This is a genomic window from Ideonella sp., assembly GCF_041287625.1.
Lineage (GTDB): Bacteria > Pseudomonadota > Gammaproteobacteria > Burkholderiales > Burkholderiaceae_C > Ideonella.
On record NZ_JBGGNH010000050.1, the window covers coordinates 22,793 to 39,371 of the forward strand.

18 protein-coding genes are annotated in these 16,579 nt (G+C 65.6%); 10 read left to right on the plus strand and 8 right to left on the minus strand.

The window, feature by feature from the left end; genetic code table 11:
* Window positions 1–9: 9 nt before the first annotated feature.
* From ACAH41_RS18830 to ACAH41_RS18845, 4 genes are all read right to left on the minus strand, one after another.
* Window positions 10–1,407 carry a TolC family protein gene (locus ACAH41_RS18830; protein WP_325653212.1) on the minus strand — a complete coding sequence of 466 codons (1,398 nt, stop codon included), beginning with the start codon at window positions 1,405–1,407 and terminating at the stop codon, window positions 10–12.
* A gap of 115 nt (window positions 1,408–1,522) precedes the next feature.
* The gene (locus ACAH41_RS18835) at window positions 1,523–1,909 is read right to left on the minus strand and encodes a DUF2946 family protein (protein ID WP_325653211.1); all 387 of its coding nucleotides are present in this window, start codon (window positions 1,907–1,909) and stop codon (window positions 1,523–1,525) included.
* Window positions 1,910–1,958: 49 nt separating this feature from the next.
* On the minus strand, window positions 1,959–2,420 hold the full coding sequence (cueR, locus tag ACAH41_RS18840; protein WP_325653209.1) for a Cu(I)-responsive transcriptional regulator: 462 nt from the start codon (window positions 2,418–2,420) through the stop codon (window positions 1,959–1,961).
* Window positions 2,421–2,442: 22 nt separating this feature from the next.
* Window positions 2,443–4,674, minus strand: a complete 2,232-nt coding sequence (locus tag ACAH41_RS18845) for a heavy metal translocating P-type ATPase (RefSeq protein ID WP_325653207.1) — start codon at window positions 4,672–4,674, stop codon at window positions 2,443–2,445.
* Between the two features lie 208 nt (window positions 4,675–4,882).
* On the opposite strand from ACAH41_RS18845, the gene ACAH41_RS18850 reads away from it, so the two are divergent.
* From ACAH41_RS18850 to ACAH41_RS18870, 5 genes are all read left to right on the plus strand, one after another.
* Window positions 4,883–5,083 (plus strand): heavy-metal-associated domain-containing protein, encoded by a 201-nt coding sequence (locus ACAH41_RS18850; RefSeq protein WP_231011856.1) that lies wholly within the window; start codon window positions 4,883–4,885, stop codon window positions 5,081–5,083.
* Window positions 5,084–5,093: 10 nt separating this feature from the next.
* A complete protein-coding gene (locus tag ACAH41_RS18855) occupies window positions 5,094–5,414 on the plus strand; it encodes a high-potential iron-sulfur protein (protein WP_325653204.1) in 321 nt (106 codons plus the stop codon).
* A gap of 54 nt (window positions 5,415–5,468) precedes the next feature.
* Window positions 5,469–5,726 carry a type II toxin-antitoxin system Phd/YefM family antitoxin gene (locus tag ACAH41_RS18860; RefSeq protein ID WP_325653202.1) on the plus strand — a complete coding sequence of 86 codons (258 nt, stop codon included), beginning with the start codon at window positions 5,469–5,471 and terminating at the stop codon, window positions 5,724–5,726.
* Between the two features lie 6 nt (window positions 5,727–5,732).
* Window positions 5,733–6,146, plus strand: coding sequence for a type II toxin-antitoxin system VapC family toxin (locus ACAH41_RS18865; RefSeq protein ID WP_325653200.1), 414 nt, complete (start codon window positions 5,733–5,735; stop codon window positions 6,144–6,146).
* Window positions 6,147–6,250: 104 nt separating this feature from the next.
* Window positions 6,251–6,895 (plus strand): antibiotic biosynthesis monooxygenase, encoded by a 645-nt coding sequence (locus ACAH41_RS18870; RefSeq protein WP_325653198.1) that lies wholly within the window; start codon window positions 6,251–6,253, stop codon window positions 6,893–6,895.
* Between the two features lie 239 nt (window positions 6,896–7,134).
* On the opposite strand, the gene ACAH41_RS18875 is transcribed toward ACAH41_RS18870, so the two are convergent.
* The 4 genes from ACAH41_RS18875 to flhA form a co-directional block, all read right to left on the minus strand.
* Window positions 7,135–7,848 carry an RNA polymerase sigma factor FliA gene (locus ACAH41_RS18875; protein ID WP_141286913.1) on the minus strand — a complete coding sequence of 238 codons (714 nt, stop codon included), beginning with the start codon at window positions 7,846–7,848 and terminating at the stop codon, window positions 7,135–7,137.
* An 18-nt stretch (window positions 7,849–7,866) separates the two neighbouring features.
* Window positions 7,867–8,643: a flagellar biosynthesis protein gene (locus tag ACAH41_RS18880; protein ID WP_325656423.1), complete on the minus strand. Its 777-nt coding sequence runs from the start codon at window positions 8,641–8,643 to the stop codon at window positions 7,867–7,869.
* A 23-nt stretch (window positions 8,644–8,666) separates the two neighbouring features.
* On the minus strand, window positions 8,667–10,310 hold the full coding sequence (gene flhF, locus ACAH41_RS18885; protein WP_325656421.1) for a flagellar biosynthesis protein FlhF: 1,644 nt from the start codon (window positions 10,308–10,310) through the stop codon (window positions 8,667–8,669).
* Between the two features lie 70 nt (window positions 10,311–10,380).
* Complete coding sequence (gene flhA / locus ACAH41_RS18890; RefSeq protein WP_370538413.1) at window positions 10,381–12,420, minus strand: flagellar biosynthesis protein FlhA; 2,040 nt, start codon at window positions 12,418–12,420, stop codon at window positions 10,381–10,383.
* A 464-nt stretch (window positions 12,421–12,884) separates the two neighbouring features.
* Between flhA and ACAH41_RS18895 the strand changes: the two genes are divergently transcribed.
* The 5 genes from ACAH41_RS18895 to ACAH41_RS18915 all read left to right on the plus strand — a co-directional run bounded on the left by ACAH41_RS18895 (window position 12,885) and on the right by ACAH41_RS18915 (window position 16,498).
* Window positions 12,885–13,373 carry a hypothetical protein gene (locus ACAH41_RS18895; protein ID WP_325656417.1) on the plus strand — a complete coding sequence of 163 codons (489 nt, stop codon included), beginning with the start codon at window positions 12,885–12,887 and terminating at the stop codon, window positions 13,371–13,373.
* Window positions 13,374–13,959: 586 nt separating this feature from the next.
* Window positions 13,960–14,457 (plus strand): hypothetical protein, encoded by a 498-nt coding sequence (locus tag ACAH41_RS18900; RefSeq protein WP_325656415.1) that lies wholly within the window; start codon window positions 13,960–13,962, stop codon window positions 14,455–14,457.
* 204 nt (window positions 14,458–14,661) lie between these two features.
* Window positions 14,662–14,958 (plus strand): DUF705 domain-containing protein, encoded by a 297-nt coding sequence (locus ACAH41_RS18905; protein WP_325656413.1) that lies wholly within the window; start codon window positions 14,662–14,664, stop codon window positions 14,956–14,958.
* A gap of 4 nt (window positions 14,959–14,962) precedes the next feature.
* A complete protein-coding gene (locus ACAH41_RS18910) occupies window positions 14,963–15,472 on the plus strand; it encodes a GNAT family N-acetyltransferase (RefSeq protein ID WP_325656411.1) in 510 nt (169 codons plus the stop codon).
* 330 nt (window positions 15,473–15,802) lie between these two features.
* Complete coding sequence (locus ACAH41_RS18915; RefSeq protein WP_325656409.1) at window positions 15,803–16,498, plus strand: hypothetical protein; 696 nt, start codon at window positions 15,803–15,805, stop codon at window positions 16,496–16,498.
* Window positions 16,499–16,579: the final 81 nt, after the last annotated feature.

Below are 16,579 nucleotides of genomic sequence, written 5' to 3' on the forward strand. Positions count from 1 at the left end.
GGAATGCTTTCACTGGCCCGGCTGCGGCAGCGGGCCGGCCAGGGCTTGTTGCAGGTCGGCATCGGCGAGCCAGAAGTCGCGCAGCGCTTCGGTGTAGCCGGTGACGCTGGTGATCTGTTCGCGTGCGTCGGCCAGCAGTTCGAAGACGCTGAGCAGCATGCCGTTGTAGCGAAGCTGGTTCTCGTCGGCGATGCGCTGCTGCAGCGGCAGCACTTCGTCGCGGTAGTGGCGCGCCAGCGCGTGGGCCGTGAGGTAGGCCGAGCTGGATTCACGCACTTCGGAGCGGGCGTTCACCGCCACCTCGGCCGCGTGATGCAGGGCCTGGCGGTACTGCGCCTCGGCCTGCACCGCAGCCGGGCTGCCACCGGCGCCAAAGTCGAACAGCGGCAGCGTGAGTTCAAGCTCGAAGCCACGCCGCGTGGCCTCGCCGGTCTGGCTGTGACGGGCCAGCGCGAGGTTCGGGTCCAGCAGGTTGACGAAGCCGGTGCGCTGGGTGAGACCGAACTGGCGGGCGGTGGCTTCGGCGCTGCGGCGGGCCTGCAGCACGTCCAGGCGCCGGTCCATCGCGGCCTGCTCGGCCTGCGCCAGCGCAGCCGGCTGGCCGGGCAAGTCGGGCAAGTCGGGCAGTCGCTCGGGCAGTTGCAGCTTGCCAAGTTCGTCGCCCGAAAGGCCGAGCGCCCGCACCAGCTGTTCGCGCTCGACCACGGCGCGGTGCTGGGCCCGCAGCAGTTGCGCGGTGGCATCCGCATCGAAGGCCTGTTGGCGCATCTGCGCGAGCTTGTTGAAGTTGCCCGCCTGCTGCATGCGCGTGGCCAGCTCGCGCGAGGCTTCGGCGGCCGACTTGACCTGCTGTGCGTAGGTGACCAAGGCTTGCGCGGCCACTGCGGTGAAAAACGCGCGCCGGGCCTGGGTGGCCACGGCCACGGCGTCGCTCGCGGCCTGCAGCTTGGCCTGCTCGAAGTGCTGCTGGCCAAGTTCGCTCGCCAGCGGCAGCGTCAGCAGGCCCAGCAGGTTGAACAGCACCGCGCCGTCGATCTCGGTCACGCCGCCGCCGCTCATGCGGCCGTAGCGCAGCGTGGGGTTGGCCAGCCGGCCGGCCTGCACGCGCTCGGCTTCGGCCATGCCCAGCTCGGCAAAGCGGGCCTGCAGGCCGCGGTTGTGCAGCAGCGCCAGCTCGACTGCGGCTTCCGCGCTGAGCGGCTGTTGCAACAGCTCGGTGACGCGGGTTTGCGCGGCGGCTTCGTCGGCCGGCGTGCGTTGCCAGCGCGGCGCCTGGCCGGTGCGGGCCTGGGTCAGCTGGGCAACTTCGCCAAAGCCACCGTCTGGCGAAAACGAGGCGCAGCCGCCGAGCACGGCCAGCGCAGCGAGCGCCACTGCGCCGCGCACAGGGAAAGGAAGAATGGACATGGAAGCTTGACTCAAAGCGCCGGCAAGCCCGTGGGCCACCAGCCGGCACCCGCGACCAGCGCGGGCGAGCTTCACCCGTGACGCGGCACGGGCGTGAACGACCCCAAGGGCCGCTTCAGCAGGCCGCTCTGGGCGGCCGCTCTTGCCCACCCGAGACAAAGCTCGGCGCGGGCGCCAACAGGTGCGGGTAACGCACGTTGGCGAGTGCCTGCGCCACCGGCAGCAGCGGCTCGGTGGCCGGCAGCGGCGTCATCGCGCAAAAGTCGCAGCAGGTGTTGCACTTGGCGAGCTCGCCAGAGGGTTGCGCGTGATGCGCCTGCCCGGCTTGGGCCTCGTGTTCATGCATGTGGGCATGGTCATGCATCGCCATGCCCGCAGGCGCGGCTGACAGCTGCAGCTGCATCGCCTGGCCTCCCGGGCACAGCATGGCCGCGGCCACTGCGCCCCGCAAGGGCAGCAGCACGGCCAACAACAGCAGCAGGCAAAGGCGGAGCGCTTTCACGGTCTGCAGTATCAGGCCTTCCCCGGCGGGAAGGTCAAGCCCGGCGCGGTCATGCCGCAGCCTTGCCGGGCCGCAGGCCATTGCGGGGGCCGTGGGCGACGGCCACCGGCTCGCCCTGGGCCAGGGTGTCGAGGATGGGGCAGTCCGGCCGGTCGTCGCCATGGCAGCAGTGCACCAGGTGCTGCAGCGTGGACTTCATCGCCTGGAGTTCCTGCAGCTTTTGCTCCAGCTCCTGCAAATGCGCCTCGGCCAGGGCCTTGACCTGGCGGCTGGGGCGGCGGCGGTTCTGCCACAGGCCCAGCAGCTCGCGGATCTGCTCGATGGAGAAGCCCAGGTCGCGCGACTGACGCACGAAGCGCAGCGTGCTGACCTCCTTCTCGCTGTACTGCCGGTAGCCCGCCTCGGTGCGGCTGGCCTCGGGGAACAAGCCCACGCTTTCGTAGTGGCGGATCATCTTGGCCGAGACGCCGGAGGCCTTGGCGGCCTCGCCGATGTTCATGGGTGCGGACATGCGGGTTCCTGGGTTCGCGGGGTCATTCGGGAAGGTCATCGGCGGCGCCGCGCCAGCGCCGCAGCAGCAGCGCATTGCTGACCACGCTGACGCTGCTGAAGGCCATCGCCGCGCCGGCAATCACCGGGCTGAGCAGGCCGGCCGCGGCGAGCGGAATGCCGAGCACGTTGTAGGCAAAGGCCCAGAACAGGCCCTGGCGGATCTTCGCGTAGGTGCGGCGCGAGACGTCGATCGCGTCGGCCACCAGCCGGGTGTCGCCGCGCATCAGCGTGATGCCGGCGGCTTCCATTGCCACGTCGGTGCCGGTGCCCATGGCCATGCCCACGTCGGCCGCGGCCAGCGCGGGGGCGTCGTTGATGCCGTCACCCACCATCGCCACGCGCTCGCCGGCCGCGCGCAGGGCTTCGATGACGGCCGCCTTGTCGCCCGGCAGCACGTCGGCACGCACTTCGCGAATGCCCAGCGCCTGGGCCACCGCCTGCGCACTGCCGGCGTTGTCGCCCGTCAGCAGCAGCGTCTTCAGGCCCAGCGCGTGCAGCCGCTGCACGGCCTCAAGCGCGCCTGGCTTGACCGTGTCCCCAAAGGCCAGCAGGCCGAGCAGCCGCGAGCCGCCCGCAGTTTCCTGGACCATCAACCAGGACAACGTGCGGCCTTCCTTCGCGAGTTCTTCCGCCTGTGCGGAAAGCGCGCCAGCCACCAGGCCACGCTCCTGCAACAGCCGGCTGCTGCCCAGCGCCAGCAACTGGCCTTCGACGGTGGCTTCCAGGCCGCGGCCAGGGAGCGCGCGGGCGGCCTGCGCGGCAGGCAAGGCTTTCGGCGCAGCGTGCAGCACGGCGCGCGCCAGCGGGTGGTCGCTGGTCTGTTGCAGCGCGGCGGCCAGGCGCAGCAGTTCGTCGCGCGACACGCCCGGCACGGGCTCGGCGGCCACCAGCGTGGGCTTGCCGGCCGTCAACGTGCCGGTCTTGTCGAAGACCACGGTGGTGACGCCATGGGCCACCTCCAGCGCCTCGGCATCCTTGATCAGGATGCCTTGGCGCGCGGCCACGCCGGTGCCGGCCATGATGGCGGTGGGCGTGGCCAGGCCCAGCGCGCAGGGGCAGGCAATGACCAGCACCGCCACCGCGTTGATCAGCGCCCGTTCCCAGTCGCCGGTGGCCCCGGCCCAGCCGAGCAGCGTGAGCAAGGCAATGCCCAGCACCACTGGCACGAAGACGGCGCTGACCTGGTCGACGATGCGCTGGATCGGCGCCTTGGCCGCCTGGGCGGACTCAACCATGCGGATGATGCGGGCCAGCGTGGTTTCGGCGCCCACGGCCTGCGTGAGCACCAGCAGCAGGCCTTCGCCGTTGATCGCGCCGCCGGTCACATGCTCGCCCACGCCCTTGGCCACCGGCAGGCTCTCGCCGGTCAGCAGAGATTCGTCCAGGTGGCTATGGCCTTCGGTGACCTTGCCGTCCACCGGCACCCGCTCGCCCGGCTTCACGACCACCAGGTCACCCACGACGACCTGCGCCACCGGCAGCGACAGCTCCTGCCCGCCACGCCGCACGCGGGCCGTGCTGGGCCGCAGCGCGTTCAGCGCGCGGATCGCATCGGCCGTCTGCCGCTTGGCGCGGGCTTCCAGCCACTTGCCCAGCAGCACCAGCGTGATGACGGCCGCCGAGGACTCGAAGTACAGGTGCGCCATGCCGTGGCCGCCGTGGCGCCACAGCTCATAGAGCGACAGCCCGTAGGCTGCCGAGGTGCCCAGCGCCACCAGCAGGTCCATGTTGCCGGCGCCTGCCCGCAGCGCCTTCCAGCCGGCGCGGTAGAAGCGCGCGCCCAGGCCGAACTGCACGGGGGTGGCCAGCGCCAGCTGCCAGGCGCCGCCCAGCATCCAGTGCAGGCCGAACAGTTCGAGCAGCATCGGCGTGAGCAGCGGCAGCGTCAGCAGCGCCCCCACGGCCACCGGCCACCAGCTGGGCCAGCGCGGCGCAGCGGGCGCAGGTGCCGGCGTCTCGGGCACCACGCTGGCGCCGTAGCCGGCCTTTTCCACCGCAGCGGCCAGCACCGCCACCGGCACACTGGGCAAGGCCCGCACCGAGGCCCGCTCGGTGGCCAGGTTCACCGCAGCCGACGACACGCCCGGCACCTTCAGCAAGGCCTTCTCGACCCGCGCCACGCAGGAGGCGCAGCTCATGCCCGTCACGTCGAGCTGCACCAGCCCCGGGGGCGGTGCCTTGGCGGGCGAGACGGTGGCAGTGACAGCAATCATTCCGAGGGCTCCGGCGCGAAAATGGATCATCAGGCAGTTGGCGTCGATTCTCAGGATTCCAACGGTGGTAAGGTCAAGCGGCCATCTTTGACCCAGAAGGGTCTTGGTCGCCACAGGCTTGACCTTGCCACTGCCGGAAGCTTCAAACTTGGCGCAGCATGGGCGCATGGCCCCGCCACTTTCTTCATCCACATCAAAGGAGCCCACCATGGTGGCATTCGAAGTCAAGGACATGACCTGCGGCCACTGCGTGGCCAGCGTGACGCGCGCCGTGCAGGCGGTGGACGCGCAAGCCAAGGTGCAGGTGGACCTGGCGCAGCACCGCGTGGAGATCGAAACCGGCAGCGCGCCGCTGCAGGCCTTGCAGGCAGCGATCGAGGACGCCGGCTTCACACCCGTCCCCGTCTGAAGCCCCGGCCATGAACCGCCGCGACGCCATCGCCCGCGTGCCCCTGGTCACCTTCGCTGCCTTGGCCGCCTGGCAGGCCAGCCCGGCCCGGGCCCAGCAACTCACCCACCTGCAGGAAGACGACCCCACCGCGGTGGAGATCCACTACAAGCGCGACGCAGGCAAGGTCGACCGCGCCAAGGTGCCCAAATACGTCCCCGGCCAGACCTGCGCCAACTGCAGCCTCTACGCCGGCGCGCCGGGCGACACCGACGGCGGCTGCGGGCTGTTCATCGACAAGGACGTGGCGGCGGCGGGCTGGTGTGACGCCTGGGACAAGAAGGCGGGCTGAGTTGAGAGCCGGGCAGCTGATAGACTAGTCACTAAACTAGTCAGAAGGCGCACCATGAAGACTTGGCCGGTTCAAGACGCGAAAGCGAAGTTCAGCGAGTTCCTGGAAGCCTGCCTGGCCGATGGCCCGCAGATGGTGACCAAGCGCGGTGCCGAAACCGCGGTGCTGGTGCCGATTGCCGAATGGCGTCGCCTGCATGCCTCGGCCAAGCCTTCGCTGAAGTCCTTGCTGTTGTCGGACGAGGCACGCACCGAGTTGTTGGTGCCCGCGCGGGGCACGGCGCGGCGGCGTCGCATCGAACCGATGCGGTGAGCCGGCATGTACCTGCTGGACACCAACATCATTTCCGAACTGCGCCGCCCGCGGCCGCACGGCGCAGTGGTCGCGTGGCTCGAATCGGTGGCTGAGACCGATCTGTTTCTTTCGGCCGTCAGCCTTGGCGAGATCCAGGCCGGCATCGAACTCACCCGCGAGCAAGACACCGCAAAGGCCGAAGAGATCGAGCGCTGGGCCGATCAGTTGGCAGCGGCGTACCAGGTGCTGCCGATGGACGCCGAAACGTTCCGCATCTGGGCCAAGCTGATGCATCGCCGCTCGGACACGCTTTACGAAGACGCGATGATCGCGGCCACTGCCAAACGGCACAAGCTCGTGGCGGTCACGCGCAATGTGGCCGATTTCTCGCAATTGGAAGTGGCGTTGCTCAACCCCTTTGAATGGCGCGGCAGCTGAACCAGGGCCAGCGTTGCTGAGTACCCCGACCCGCGCTTTGGGGAGCGCGCGACGTCACCCGTTCGGACGAGGCGAAGCTGACCGTGAGCGCGCACAGTGGCGGCATGGACAAGCCCCCTCAGAAGCCGCCGGCGCGCGCCACCGACGAAAGACGCCCGGAGTTGCGCTCCGCAGACCTGCGCCAGGTGGCCGAGCAGGCCTTGCCCCAGTCGGAGATGGTCACCGCGGTCATCCGCCAGCGCGTGAACCCGGCGCTGCACACCGAATACGAGGCCTGGCTGCACCGCATCATCCTGATCGCAGCGCGCTTTCCTGGCCACCGCGGGGTGCATGTGGTCCCGCCTGCGCCTGGTGAGACGCTCTACACCATCGCCCTGCAGTTCGACACCATCGCCCACGCCGACGACTGGTTCCGCTCCGAAGCGCGCCAGTCCCTGCTGCGGGACGCCGAGCCCCTGCTGGCAGCGCCGGAAGAGGTCAAGACCGTCACCGGGCTGGAATTCTGGTTCGAGCCGCGCGCCGCGATGCCGGCACCACGCCGCGCGAAACAGGCGCTGGCCACGCTGTCGGTGATCTTTCCGCTGACCACCGTGCTCGGCCTGCTGATCGGCCCCCTGGTGCACGGCTGGCCCACGCCCTGGGGCCGCCTGGCCGGCAATCTGCTCGTCTCCACGGCCACCGTGTTCCTGATGACCTACCTGATCATGCCGCGCTACACCCGGCTGCTGTCGCGCTGGCTGTCGCGCTAGGCATGCGGCGCGGCGTAGCCAAAAAGAAAGCCCCGGGCCGGACAGCAGCGCGGGGCTCTAACGACTTCTTGTGCAAGTCGGAGGAGGAGTCAACACGAAAACAATGCGATCAACCGGGTGGGTTGAGACTGCCAACCTCAGAGTGCCGAGGCACTGCCTGGTGGTTGTGCCACTGGTTCCCAACAACGGCTCTTTCGACGGGGGCGGCCATGCACCAGGCATGGCCGGAAAAACGGGACTTACCAGGCGCGCAGCTTGACCCGCAGGCGGGCGATGGACTGGCTGTGCAGCTGGCAGACGCGGGATTCGGTGACGCCGAGCACGGCGGCGATTTCCTTCAGGTTCATGTCGTGCTCGTAGTACATGCTCATCACGTACTGTTCGCGCTCGGGCAGGTTCTTGATGGCTTCGACCAGGGCCTCGCGCATGCGGTGGTCCTGCAGCATGGCCAGCGGGTTGGCTTCCGCGTCGGCCACGTGGCGGTCCAGGTATTCGTCGCCGCCTTCGTCGCCCGACATGTCTTCCAGGTAGACCAGCTGGGTGCCGCGCACCTTGGTCAGCGTGTCCTGGTAGGCATCCAGCGAGACGCCCATTTCCTTGGCGATTTCGCTTTCCTGCGGCGGGCGGCCGAGCTGCTGTTCGAGTCGATGCACGGCGGCTTCGATCTCGCGTTGCTGGCGGCGGTTGCCGCGGCTCATCCAGTCGGTGCCGCGCAGCTCGTCGAGCATGGCGCCGCGGATGCGCTGGGTGGCAAAGGTCTCGAACTGCACGCCCTGGCCGACGTCGAAGCGGCCCAGTGCGTCGTTCAGCCCGATCATGCCGACCTGGATCAGGTCATCGATCTCGACGTTCGCAGGCAGCTTGGCAATCATCTGGTGCGCGAGGCGGCGCACCAGAGGGCTGTACTGCTTGAGCAACGCATTGGCGTCGAGACGGCCGGTGGCGGTGTACATGAATGCAGTCTCCGTCTATCAATCCAGGGAAAGTGAGGCGCCCTGGCCGGCAAGCGCCGGACTGGGGGCGAAGGAGGAAGGCGCGGCCAGGCCAGTCAACTGGTCTTCCGCCAGCTGGGACAACTCGGGCGAGGCGGGCTTGTTCAGCGCAATGTCACGGTCGACCGCAGCCCAGTTGCGCATCGCGGCAGCCAGGAAGTTGTCGGCGCAGCTGGACAGGCGATCGGCCACGCGCTCGGCGCGGCGCGGCCGCGAGGCCATGCCGACCAGCAGGTCAAAAGCCATCAGCCCGAGGCGCTGCGAGAGCAGCTTCATCGCGGCATAGGCCTCGGTGAGGCTGACCGATTCGAGGCCGGCCATCAGCACCGGGCAGACCTCGCGCGCGCCCAGCAGGCGGCACAGGTCACGCGCCTCGGCGTGCACGATGATGACGTGGGCAAACGGCGCAGCCTGTTCGACCGCGGCGAGCCAGGCTTCGCTGGAGCCGCGGCTGTTGACGTGGCGGCGCGGCAGGCCGCGGGCAGCCAGGTAGGAGACGCTGTCGCCCAGGCGTTCGATGCAGGACGGCAGGTCCATGTCGATCAGCTCGTTGGGCAGCGGCGAACTGTCGGCAGCGTCCAGCACCAGGGCATGGGCACCCAGCTCGGCGAAGGCCAGGCTCAGGCGCTCCAGCATCACGGCGGCCATGTCCACATGCGGGTTGGCGACGACAGGCACGATCTGCACTTGCTGGCCGGAAAACAGGCGGCGCAGGCCGTCGGCCTGGTCGGACGGGGAAGAGGTGAAGGCGTTCATACGGCTGCTGGCATTCACTGGGGTTACAGACGCTGCATCGGCGCGGCGCCGGGGGCTGCGGCCGGGCGGTGCAGGGCCGAGAAGACCAGCTGCACGTCGTTGGCATCGACGCGGTAGGCCGCGCTGCCGCCGCCACGCATCGCACGGTGCATCAGCGCATTGGCCGACAGGCGGTGCCAGTCTTCCGGCACGCGCTGGCCGTTGGCCACGCCCAGCACCTTCATGCGGTGGCGGATCACGGCGTCCAGCGCGGGGGCCAGCTTCACGGCTTCGTCGAGCTTGGAGAGGATCACGCCCTTGCACTGCGCGGCGCGCCAGGCGGTCATCACGTCGTCAATGGTTTCGCCTTGCGACGAAGCATCGATCACCAGCAGGCGCTGGATCGAGCGGTGCTGCAGCATCTCCAGCAGTTCGCGGCAGCGCGCGTCGCGCTGGGCCATGCCGGCGGTGTCGATCAGGACCATCTTCTTGCCCGACAGCAGGTCCAGCAGGTCCTCCAGCGAAGCGCGGTCATGGGCGGTGTGCACCGGCACGCCGAGGATGCGGCCATAGGCGCGCAGCTGCTCGTGGGCGCCCACGCGGTAGGCGTCCAGCGTGATCAGGCCGAGGTGGTTGGCGCCGTGCGCGGTGGCAAAGGCGGCAGCCAGCTTGGCGGTGGTGGTGGTCTTGCCCACGCCGGTGGAACCGATCATCGCGAACACGCCACCCTGCTCTTCCAGGGCCGGCTCCTGTTCGCCGGTCAGCAGGTTGCGCTCCAGCACCGTGGTGGCCCAGGCCAGTTCGTCGGTGGTGCCTGCGGGCAGGGACTCGACCAGCTTGCGCGTCAGGCCTGGCGTGAAGCCGGAGTCCATCAGCTTTTGCGACAGCACGGCCTGGCGCGGCTCGCGCTGCAGCTTCTCCATGAAGGCCAGCGTGCCGAAGCGTTCTTCGATCAGGCCCTTCATCGAGCGCAGTTCGTTGACCATGTCGATCTGGTCGCGCTGCTGGCCCACCGGCTCGCCCAGCGTGGGAATGTCCATGCCGATGTGATCGGGCTGGCGGCGCACCGGGCCGCGGCGCACAGGCGCCGCGGGTGCCGGCACCGACATGCGGGCCGACAGCGTGGGCGCCTGGGCCAGCATTGCCGCCGTGGGCGCCGGGGCGCGCTGCGGCGCCTGCGGCTGCACCGGTGCCTGGGCGCGGGCCACCGGTTGTTGCGGTGCAGGCGCTGGCGGCTCGTACTGCGGCTCGGCGCTGCTGTCGATCGCGGCCTGGCGGCGGCGCAGCATGCGGTCGCGCACATAGTCCTGGAAGGACAGCGTGCTCATCGCCAGCTGTTCGACGTCGTCGTTCACGCCAGCGCCCAGGTCGTGTTCCATCGGCGAAGGTTCGGCAGCCGGGGGCGGCAGGCGGTCGGCCAGGCGGCGGCCGGGCGCTGCACGCTCGGCCTGCAGGCGCTCGGCACGCGCAGCCAGCGATTCACGGGCCGCCGGGCGGCCAGCAGCCGGCGCGGCGGCCTGGCTGGAGACACGCTCCAGCTGCTCGACCGAGTCCGGCGCCATCGCCAGCACTTCCATGCCTTCTGCGCAAGGTTTGGTAGACAGCACAACCGCGTCTTCGCCAAAGGCCTGGCGCACCAGGGCGAAGGCCTCGCGCGACGTGCGCGCGGTGAATCTCTTGACGTTCATGCTGCTTGCTCCTGCGCGGCCGCCATGAAGGCGGTGATGCGGCAACTACCTTGAGCCGAAGACACCGAGGTCATGCTGCACCTCCGATGATCGAGCCGATGCGGATCGAATGCGTTTCCGGAATCTCGCTGTGGGCCAGCACCTTCAGGCGCGGTGCCGCCCGCTTGAGCAGGCGCGCCAGCGGGGCGCGCAGTGCGTCCGGCACCAGCAGGCAGGCCGGGTGGCCCAGGTTCTCCTGCTTCTTCGCGCTCTCCGCCGCCTGGCGGGTCAGCGTGTCGGCCACGCCCGGATCCAGCGCGGCGCCGTGCGGCGAGTTCAGGGCCTGGGTCACCAGGCGCTCGAGTTCGGGTTCCAGCGCGATCACGTCGAGCTCCTTGGCCGGGCCGTAGATCTGCTGCACGATGGCCGGGGCCAGGTGGATGCGGATGCGGCGGGCCAGTTCGGCCGGGTCGGTCACCACGCTGGCGTGTTCGGCCAGGCATTCGACGATGGAGCGGAAATCGCGGATGTGCACGCCCTCTTCCAGCAGCAGCTGGAGGACTTTTTGCAAGGTAGCGATGCCGACCATCTTGGGAATCACGTCTTCGATGAGTTTGGGAGCGAGCTTGGTGACATGTTCGACCAGGGCCTGGGCTTCGGTTCTGCCCAGCAACTTGGCCGCGTTCATTTGCATCAAGTGTGAAAGATGGGTGGCTACCACGGTCGAGCAATCAACCACCGTAAATCCAGCCATTTGGGCCTGCTCCTTCTGGCGTTCCTCTATCCACACCGCCGGCAGCCCGAAGGCCGGGTCCACCGTCTTGGTGCCGGGCAGCTGCGGCGCATTGCCGCCAGGGTTGATCGCCAGGTACATGCCCGGATAGGCCTCGCCCTCGCCGATGGTGGCGCCGCGCAGCGTGACGCGGTACATGCTGGGCTTGAGGTCCAGGTTGTCGCGGATGTGCACAGACGGCGGCAGGAAACCCACTTCCTGGGCGAACTTCTTGCGCACGCCCTTGATGCGCCCCAGCAGGTCGCCCTGGCGTGCCTTGTCCACCAGCGCGATCAAGCGGTAGCCCACTTCCAGGCCGAGGGTGTCCACCGGCTGCAGGTCGTCCCAGGTGGCCTCGGCGTTCGAGGCCGGTGCGTTGTCCACCACCGGCCGGGTCGCCTCGGTGGCCTCTTCCTTCTGGCGCTTGGTCAACCACCAGGCGTAGTAGCCGATCAGGCTGGCCATGGCCAGGAAAACGATGTTGGGCATGCCTGGAATCAGGCCCAGCGCGCCGATGATGGCCGCCGTCAGCCCCAGCGAGCGCGGCGAGGTGAACATCTGGTTGCGAATCTGGCTGCCGGTGTCTTCGCCGGAGCCGACGCGCGACACCACCATGGCCGCGGCGACCGAGATCAGCAGGCCGGGAATCTGCGCCACCAGCGCGTCACCCACCGCCAGCAGGATGTACGAGCTGGCCGCCTCGGAGACCGACAACCCGTGCTGGGCCACACCGATGATGAAGCCGCCCACGATGTTGATCACCAGGATCAACATGCCGGCCATCGCGTCGCCGCGCACGAACTTCAGGGCACCGTCCATGGAGCCGAAGAAGTCCGCTTCTTCGCTCACTTCGGCGCGCCGCTTCTTGGCTTCCTTCTCGTCGATCAAGCCGGCGTTCAGGTCAGCGTCAATCGCCATCTGCTTGCCGGGCATCGCGTCCAAAGTGAAACGCGCGCCGACTTCCGCAATGCGCTCCGCACCCTTGGTCACCACCACGAAGTTGATGACCACCAGGATTGCGAACACGATCAGGCCAACCGCGAAGTTGCCACCGATCAGGAAGTGCCCGAACGCCTCGATCACCTTGCCCGCAGCGCCCGTGCCGGTGTGCCCCTGCACCAGCACCACGCGGGTGGACGCCACGTTCAGCGACAGCCGCAGCAGCGTCGTCACCAGCAGCACGGTAGGGAACGCCGCAAAGTCCAGCGGCTTGATCATGTTGGCCGCCACCAGCATCACCATCAGCGACATCGCGATGTTGAAAGTGAACAGCACGTCCAGCGCAAACGCCGGCAACGGCAGCACCATCATGGACAGCACCATGACGATGAACAACGGCGCCATCAGCGCCTTGATCATGGCCGTGTTCTCGCCGAAGAGGTTCTTCAGTTGGAGGGTGAGAGCGTTCATGTGGGCGTGGCTTGGGCAGCAATCAGGTGCCCCGCCATGGTGCCGCGGGAGGGGGTGGGGCTTGAGGCGGATAAGCGGGGGGAAAGGGGCCTGTTTTGGGGTGGGGTGGCTACTACGCAGCCGTGAACATGCTCCCTGACTTGATCCAAGTCGCCGTCAAATTTCGGGCCTGCATCCATCCTCCGAGGGATGACCGTAGATTGCGACGCCAGCGCTCTATTGGCAAAACCAAGTACAGCCCTCAGAATCTGCAACAAGCCCACTTTTGGCCAACTAACTTATGGTTCACAATAACCATTCATGGGCAGGCGGCCAAATGAAATCAACCTTCAGCAAGCTACAAAACTACGTTGCTAACGCATAGTTTCTAATATTTACTGCACGCCCACCAACACATAACAGGACCTTCAATCATGTTCGCTGAGATTTCCGCCGCGATCTCAAGCACTAGAAATGCACTAGAGCTTGTCAAAGCAGCCCACGGCCTTTCAAACTATAACGAACTTGTTGCGGCGGTTTCCGAGGTCAATTCAAAGCTTTTCGCAGCCACCGCTATCGCCCTGCAAAGTCAGGAAAAACAGGCTGCGCTCGCCGCCGAAATTGAGGAGCTAAAGAATGAGCTTGCCAATATTCGAAACTGGGACGCTCAAGCGAAAAACTACTTTCTCCAAGCTGTCGGCGTGGAGCAGCGGCATTTTGTGCAGGTCTACAAGCACTGCAGCTCCATCGTCACAGCAAAGCATTGGGCGTGCGCGAAGTGCTTTCAGGAGAGAAAATTATACATTCTCAGCGCGCACGAGCGCCATAGTTATATATGTCCAAACTGCGAATTCAAGATTACCCCTATTGCTGTCGGCGGTGCACTTTCATCCATTGAATCAGCTTATGAGCAGGGCCCTTGACATTGCGAAATGTCTCGGCCTTGCAAATAAATATTCCTTAGCTTGATTCTGATATATACCCCACCATTGCTACAGAGTAGCACCGCAAAATCAACCGCGCAGCAAAGGCAAACCCTGGGGGCTTGTAATATATTATTATGACAATAACAACAGTACACACTCCGAAAGCTGCAAACCCTTTACTCGTGTTTGCGACCTTTCTCACGCTAGCGCTAGCGCTTTGCAGCACCCCTGTAGCTGCGTCCGGCACACCAACCTCTGCTGCATCTTCAGTCGTTCAGCAGATAGAGCTTTCAAAATCGACTCGTGTCATCGATGAAAATAAAAAGGTACTATCTGGCACCTCCGATGGCCAACTGTCTGCGACAGGCACCGCCAGCAGAACAGAACAAAATTCGCCGGACCATGCATTTTTGAACATGAGAAGCAAATGCTTGATAGATTACTTACATGGAGCACTGTCGCACTCGCAATTTTTACTTTAGTGTTAGCCATTTTCACTGCACTTATGTGGTTGGCCACTTATAGATTGGCTACTCACGCGAAGGAGACTGCAGTACAGCAAACTGCAGACACAAAGGAGGCTATGGCCATTGCCAGCAGCGCGGCCGAGGCAGCGAAGGACAACGCGACTGCAGCGTTAGGTAGCAATCGCGCGTTCGTTCATGCCACGCCTTACTGGTTCACGACCGACGAAGGCGGCGCGTACTTTGGCGTTGGTTGGACAAGTGGAGGAAACACGCCTACTCGAGAATTGCGTACGTACATTGACTATGTTGTCACCGATGGCGAACTACCTGCCGATTTCGTTTTCCCCGAGGATGCCAGTCCGATCGCTAGAGGTTTCCTTGCACCAAAGCAGATGTTCAATGGCCCGCGCATTCCCGCGACCTCACCCCTCGACGTATCTATATCGGAACAAGTACGAACCAATGCGAAGAAACTGTACTTTTTTGGTTGGGCCAAATATTTTGATATGTTTCACAACACACCAGAGCGCATCACCAAATTTTGCTTCTTGGTGAACGGCGGTCGTGGAGAATACGGATTTCCTGTTCACGACTACTACAATGAAGCGACATAATAAGTAGGACTTACGCAAAAGAAACTTAATACCATTTGGCAGTATGCGGGATAATTGAGGGTCAAGCATGAATTGGGTCAGAATTGCGAAACGAGGATCAAGTCTTGCATTACGACATCCGCTTAAGTTGCAGGCGCAAGCATTCCAAAGTAAGACCCGATCGAAATTTTTCAATGTAAATTTCAATTCTGAAACTCCCCGCATATGAACAAAATCATCTACGTGGACATTGACGACACGCTGGTTCGCTCCGTTGGCACCAAACGCATCCCCATGCCTGCTGTCATTGACGACGTTCGGAGATTGAAGCAGGAAGGTGCGATCTTGTATCTCTGGAGTTCTGGCGGCGCCGAATACTGCAAGGACACCGCCGAAGAACTGGGAATTTCGCATTGCTTTGAAGCATTCCTCGCCAAGCCGACGGTATACATTGATGACCAACCGTTGAGCGAGTGGAAGTTCTGCACGCATCTGTACCCTGCGCAGTCAGAGCAGGCGTGAGAGGATGATCACGCTTCGCCAACTGACCGGCACGCCCGAAGAGATCAAGGCGCTGCAACTCATTTTCGAAGACTCACCCCGCTTCTCGATCTTGTCCACCGGATCGCTGGCGGCAAATGACGCTGCCGCGAAGGTGTTCACGATGTGCCCGAAGGGGAAGACATACGAAGACAAGCTGGTTTTCGGCGTCTACGAGCACGAGCGGCTGGTGGGATGCGTTGATCTGATACGCGCCTACCCGGGCGCTGAATCTGCGTTCATCGGGCTGCTGCTTTTGTCCGAAAGCAACGAAGGACGCGGGCTTGGATCGCTGGCGTTCCGTGAAGTTGAGAAGTGGGTGGCGCCCTGGGGCTATCGGCAAATGAAATTGGGCATCATTGAAACGAACGAGCGCGCTCGTCGCTTCTGGTCGAAATTGGGATTCGAACCTACCGGCGAGGCGAAGCCATTCCACGGGGCTGCGGTCGAAACTCGAATTCTGGTTTTCGCCAAATCTTTGCCTTTGGCCGCGTGACGGATCAAATCAGGTAGGCAGTACGGCCACGGTTCAAAAATAAATGGGGTCAGAGTCAATTTATCTGGATCCGGCCGTGCCTTGCTCGCCTGCTGCCGCAAGATAAATTGACTCTGACCCCATTTATTTTTATGCGCCGCGCCTGCCTTGTTTTCCTTTCCTGGTTTTGAAGCCGCTGCAGGCGCCGAAAGCCAAGAGTTGGGCCTGATAGCCCTGGCTTACTGATGCGTGCCGCGCGGAGGAACCAGATAGCGTGTCAGGTGCTGGCGAGCGGGTTGGTGGGCGTTTCTACGTTCTTGCCGCCGCGCGCCCCGACTGGAACTGGACGACATGGCTGATCAGCAATCACTGGACAAAGCTTCCCACCCTTCGCCTCTCACCTACGACGACGTCGCGGCAGCCGCTCAGGGGCTGGCGGACGACGGATTGCCGGTGGACCTGCGCGCACTGCGCGAAGCCTTGGCCGGCACGCAAAAGGAAGCCGGCCCGACGCAGGTGCTGCACCAGCACCTGAGCGCCTGGCGCGCGGCGCAGGCAGAGCCGGCTGAGCCGATCAACGTGGCGCCGCCAGTGGCACTGATCACCGCGCTGGGCGACTGGGCACAGCAGCTGATGGACCAGGCCGCCGCCGGCCAACGTGACGCGCAAGCCCAGACCGAAAGTGACTTGGCCTCCCTGCTGGCATTGAGCGGCGAGGCCGAGGCCGAGCTGGCCCGGACGCGGGCCACGCTCACCGAGCGCGAGGCCCGCATTGCGCGGCTGACCGTGGAGCTGCGCCAGGCGCGCGACATCGCGGCCGACGCGCTGGTCGGCAAGGCCAAGGACCAGCTGGCGATCCAGGGCAAGGACGCCCAGCTGGCCGACCTGCGGGCGCAGCTGGAACGTCAGGTGGCGAACACGGCGGCCGAATCCGACGCCCGGCTGGCCGCCGAGATGGAGCTGGTGGGCGCAGTCACTGCGCGTGACCACCAAGCCGCGGAGATCGCAACATTGCGCGCGCAGCTGGACAGCGGCGGCCGGGGCTGATCTCAGCCACAGGCCAAGTCTTGCTCGCGATGGTTGGACTGCCAGCCAATTCGTAGTGCAATTGGCCGCACATCTCGGGGG

Coding starts and splice junctions, on each gene's coding strand:
- ACAH41_RS18830 (WP_325653212.1), bottom strand. CDS start 1,407: ATGTCCATTCTTCCTTTCCCTGTGCGCGGCGCAGTGGCGCTCGCTGCG.
- cueR (WP_325653209.1), bottom strand. CDS start 2,420: ATGTCCGCACCCATGAACATCGGCGAGGCCGCCAAGGCCTCCGGCGTC.
- ACAH41_RS18845 (WP_325653207.1), bottom strand. CDS start 4,674: ATGATTGCTGTCACTGCCACCGTCTCGCCCGCCAAGGCACCGCCCCCG.
- ACAH41_RS18850 (WP_231011856.1), top strand. CDS start 4,883: ATGGTGGCATTCGAAGTCAAGGACATGACCTGCGGCCACTGCGTGGCC.
- ACAH41_RS18855 (WP_325653204.1), top strand. CDS start 5,094: ATGAACCGCCGCGACGCCATCGCCCGCGTGCCCCTGGTCACCTTCGCT.
- ACAH41_RS18860 (WP_325653202.1), top strand. CDS start 5,469: ATGAAGACTTGGCCGGTTCAAGACGCGAAAGCGAAGTTCAGCGAGTTC.
- ACAH41_RS18865 (WP_325653200.1), top strand. CDS start 5,733: ATGTACCTGCTGGACACCAACATCATTTCCGAACTGCGCCGCCCGCGG.
- ACAH41_RS18870 (WP_325653198.1), top strand. CDS start 6,251: ATGGACAAGCCCCCTCAGAAGCCGCCGGCGCGCGCCACCGACGAAAGA.
- ACAH41_RS18875 (WP_141286913.1), bottom strand. CDS start 7,848: ATGTACACCGCCACCGGCCGTCTCGACGCCAATGCGTTGCTCAAGCAG.
- ACAH41_RS18880 (WP_325656423.1), bottom strand. CDS start 8,643: ATGAACGCCTTCACCTCTTCCCCGTCCGACCAGGCCGACGGCCTGCGC.
- flhF (WP_325656421.1), bottom strand. CDS start 10,310: ATGAACGTCAAGAGATTCACCGCGCGCACGTCGCGCGAGGCCTTCGCC.
- flhA (WP_370538413.1), bottom strand. CDS start 12,420: ATGATCAAGGCGCTGATGGCGCCGTTGTTCATCGTCATGGTGCTGTCC.
- ACAH41_RS18895 (WP_325656417.1), top strand. CDS start 12,885: ATGTTCGCTGAGATTTCCGCCGCGATCTCAAGCACTAGAAATGCACTA.
- ACAH41_RS18900 (WP_325656415.1), top strand. CDS start 13,960: ATGGCCATTGCCAGCAGCGCGGCCGAGGCAGCGAAGGACAACGCGACT.
- ACAH41_RS18905 (WP_325656413.1), top strand. CDS start 14,662: ATGAACAAAATCATCTACGTGGACATTGACGACACGCTGGTTCGCTCC.
- ACAH41_RS18910 (WP_325656411.1), top strand. CDS start 14,963: ATGATCACGCTTCGCCAACTGACCGGCACGCCCGAAGAGATCAAGGCG.
- ACAH41_RS18915 (WP_325656409.1), top strand. CDS start 15,803: ATGGCTGATCAGCAATCACTGGACAAAGCTTCCCACCCTTCGCCTCTC.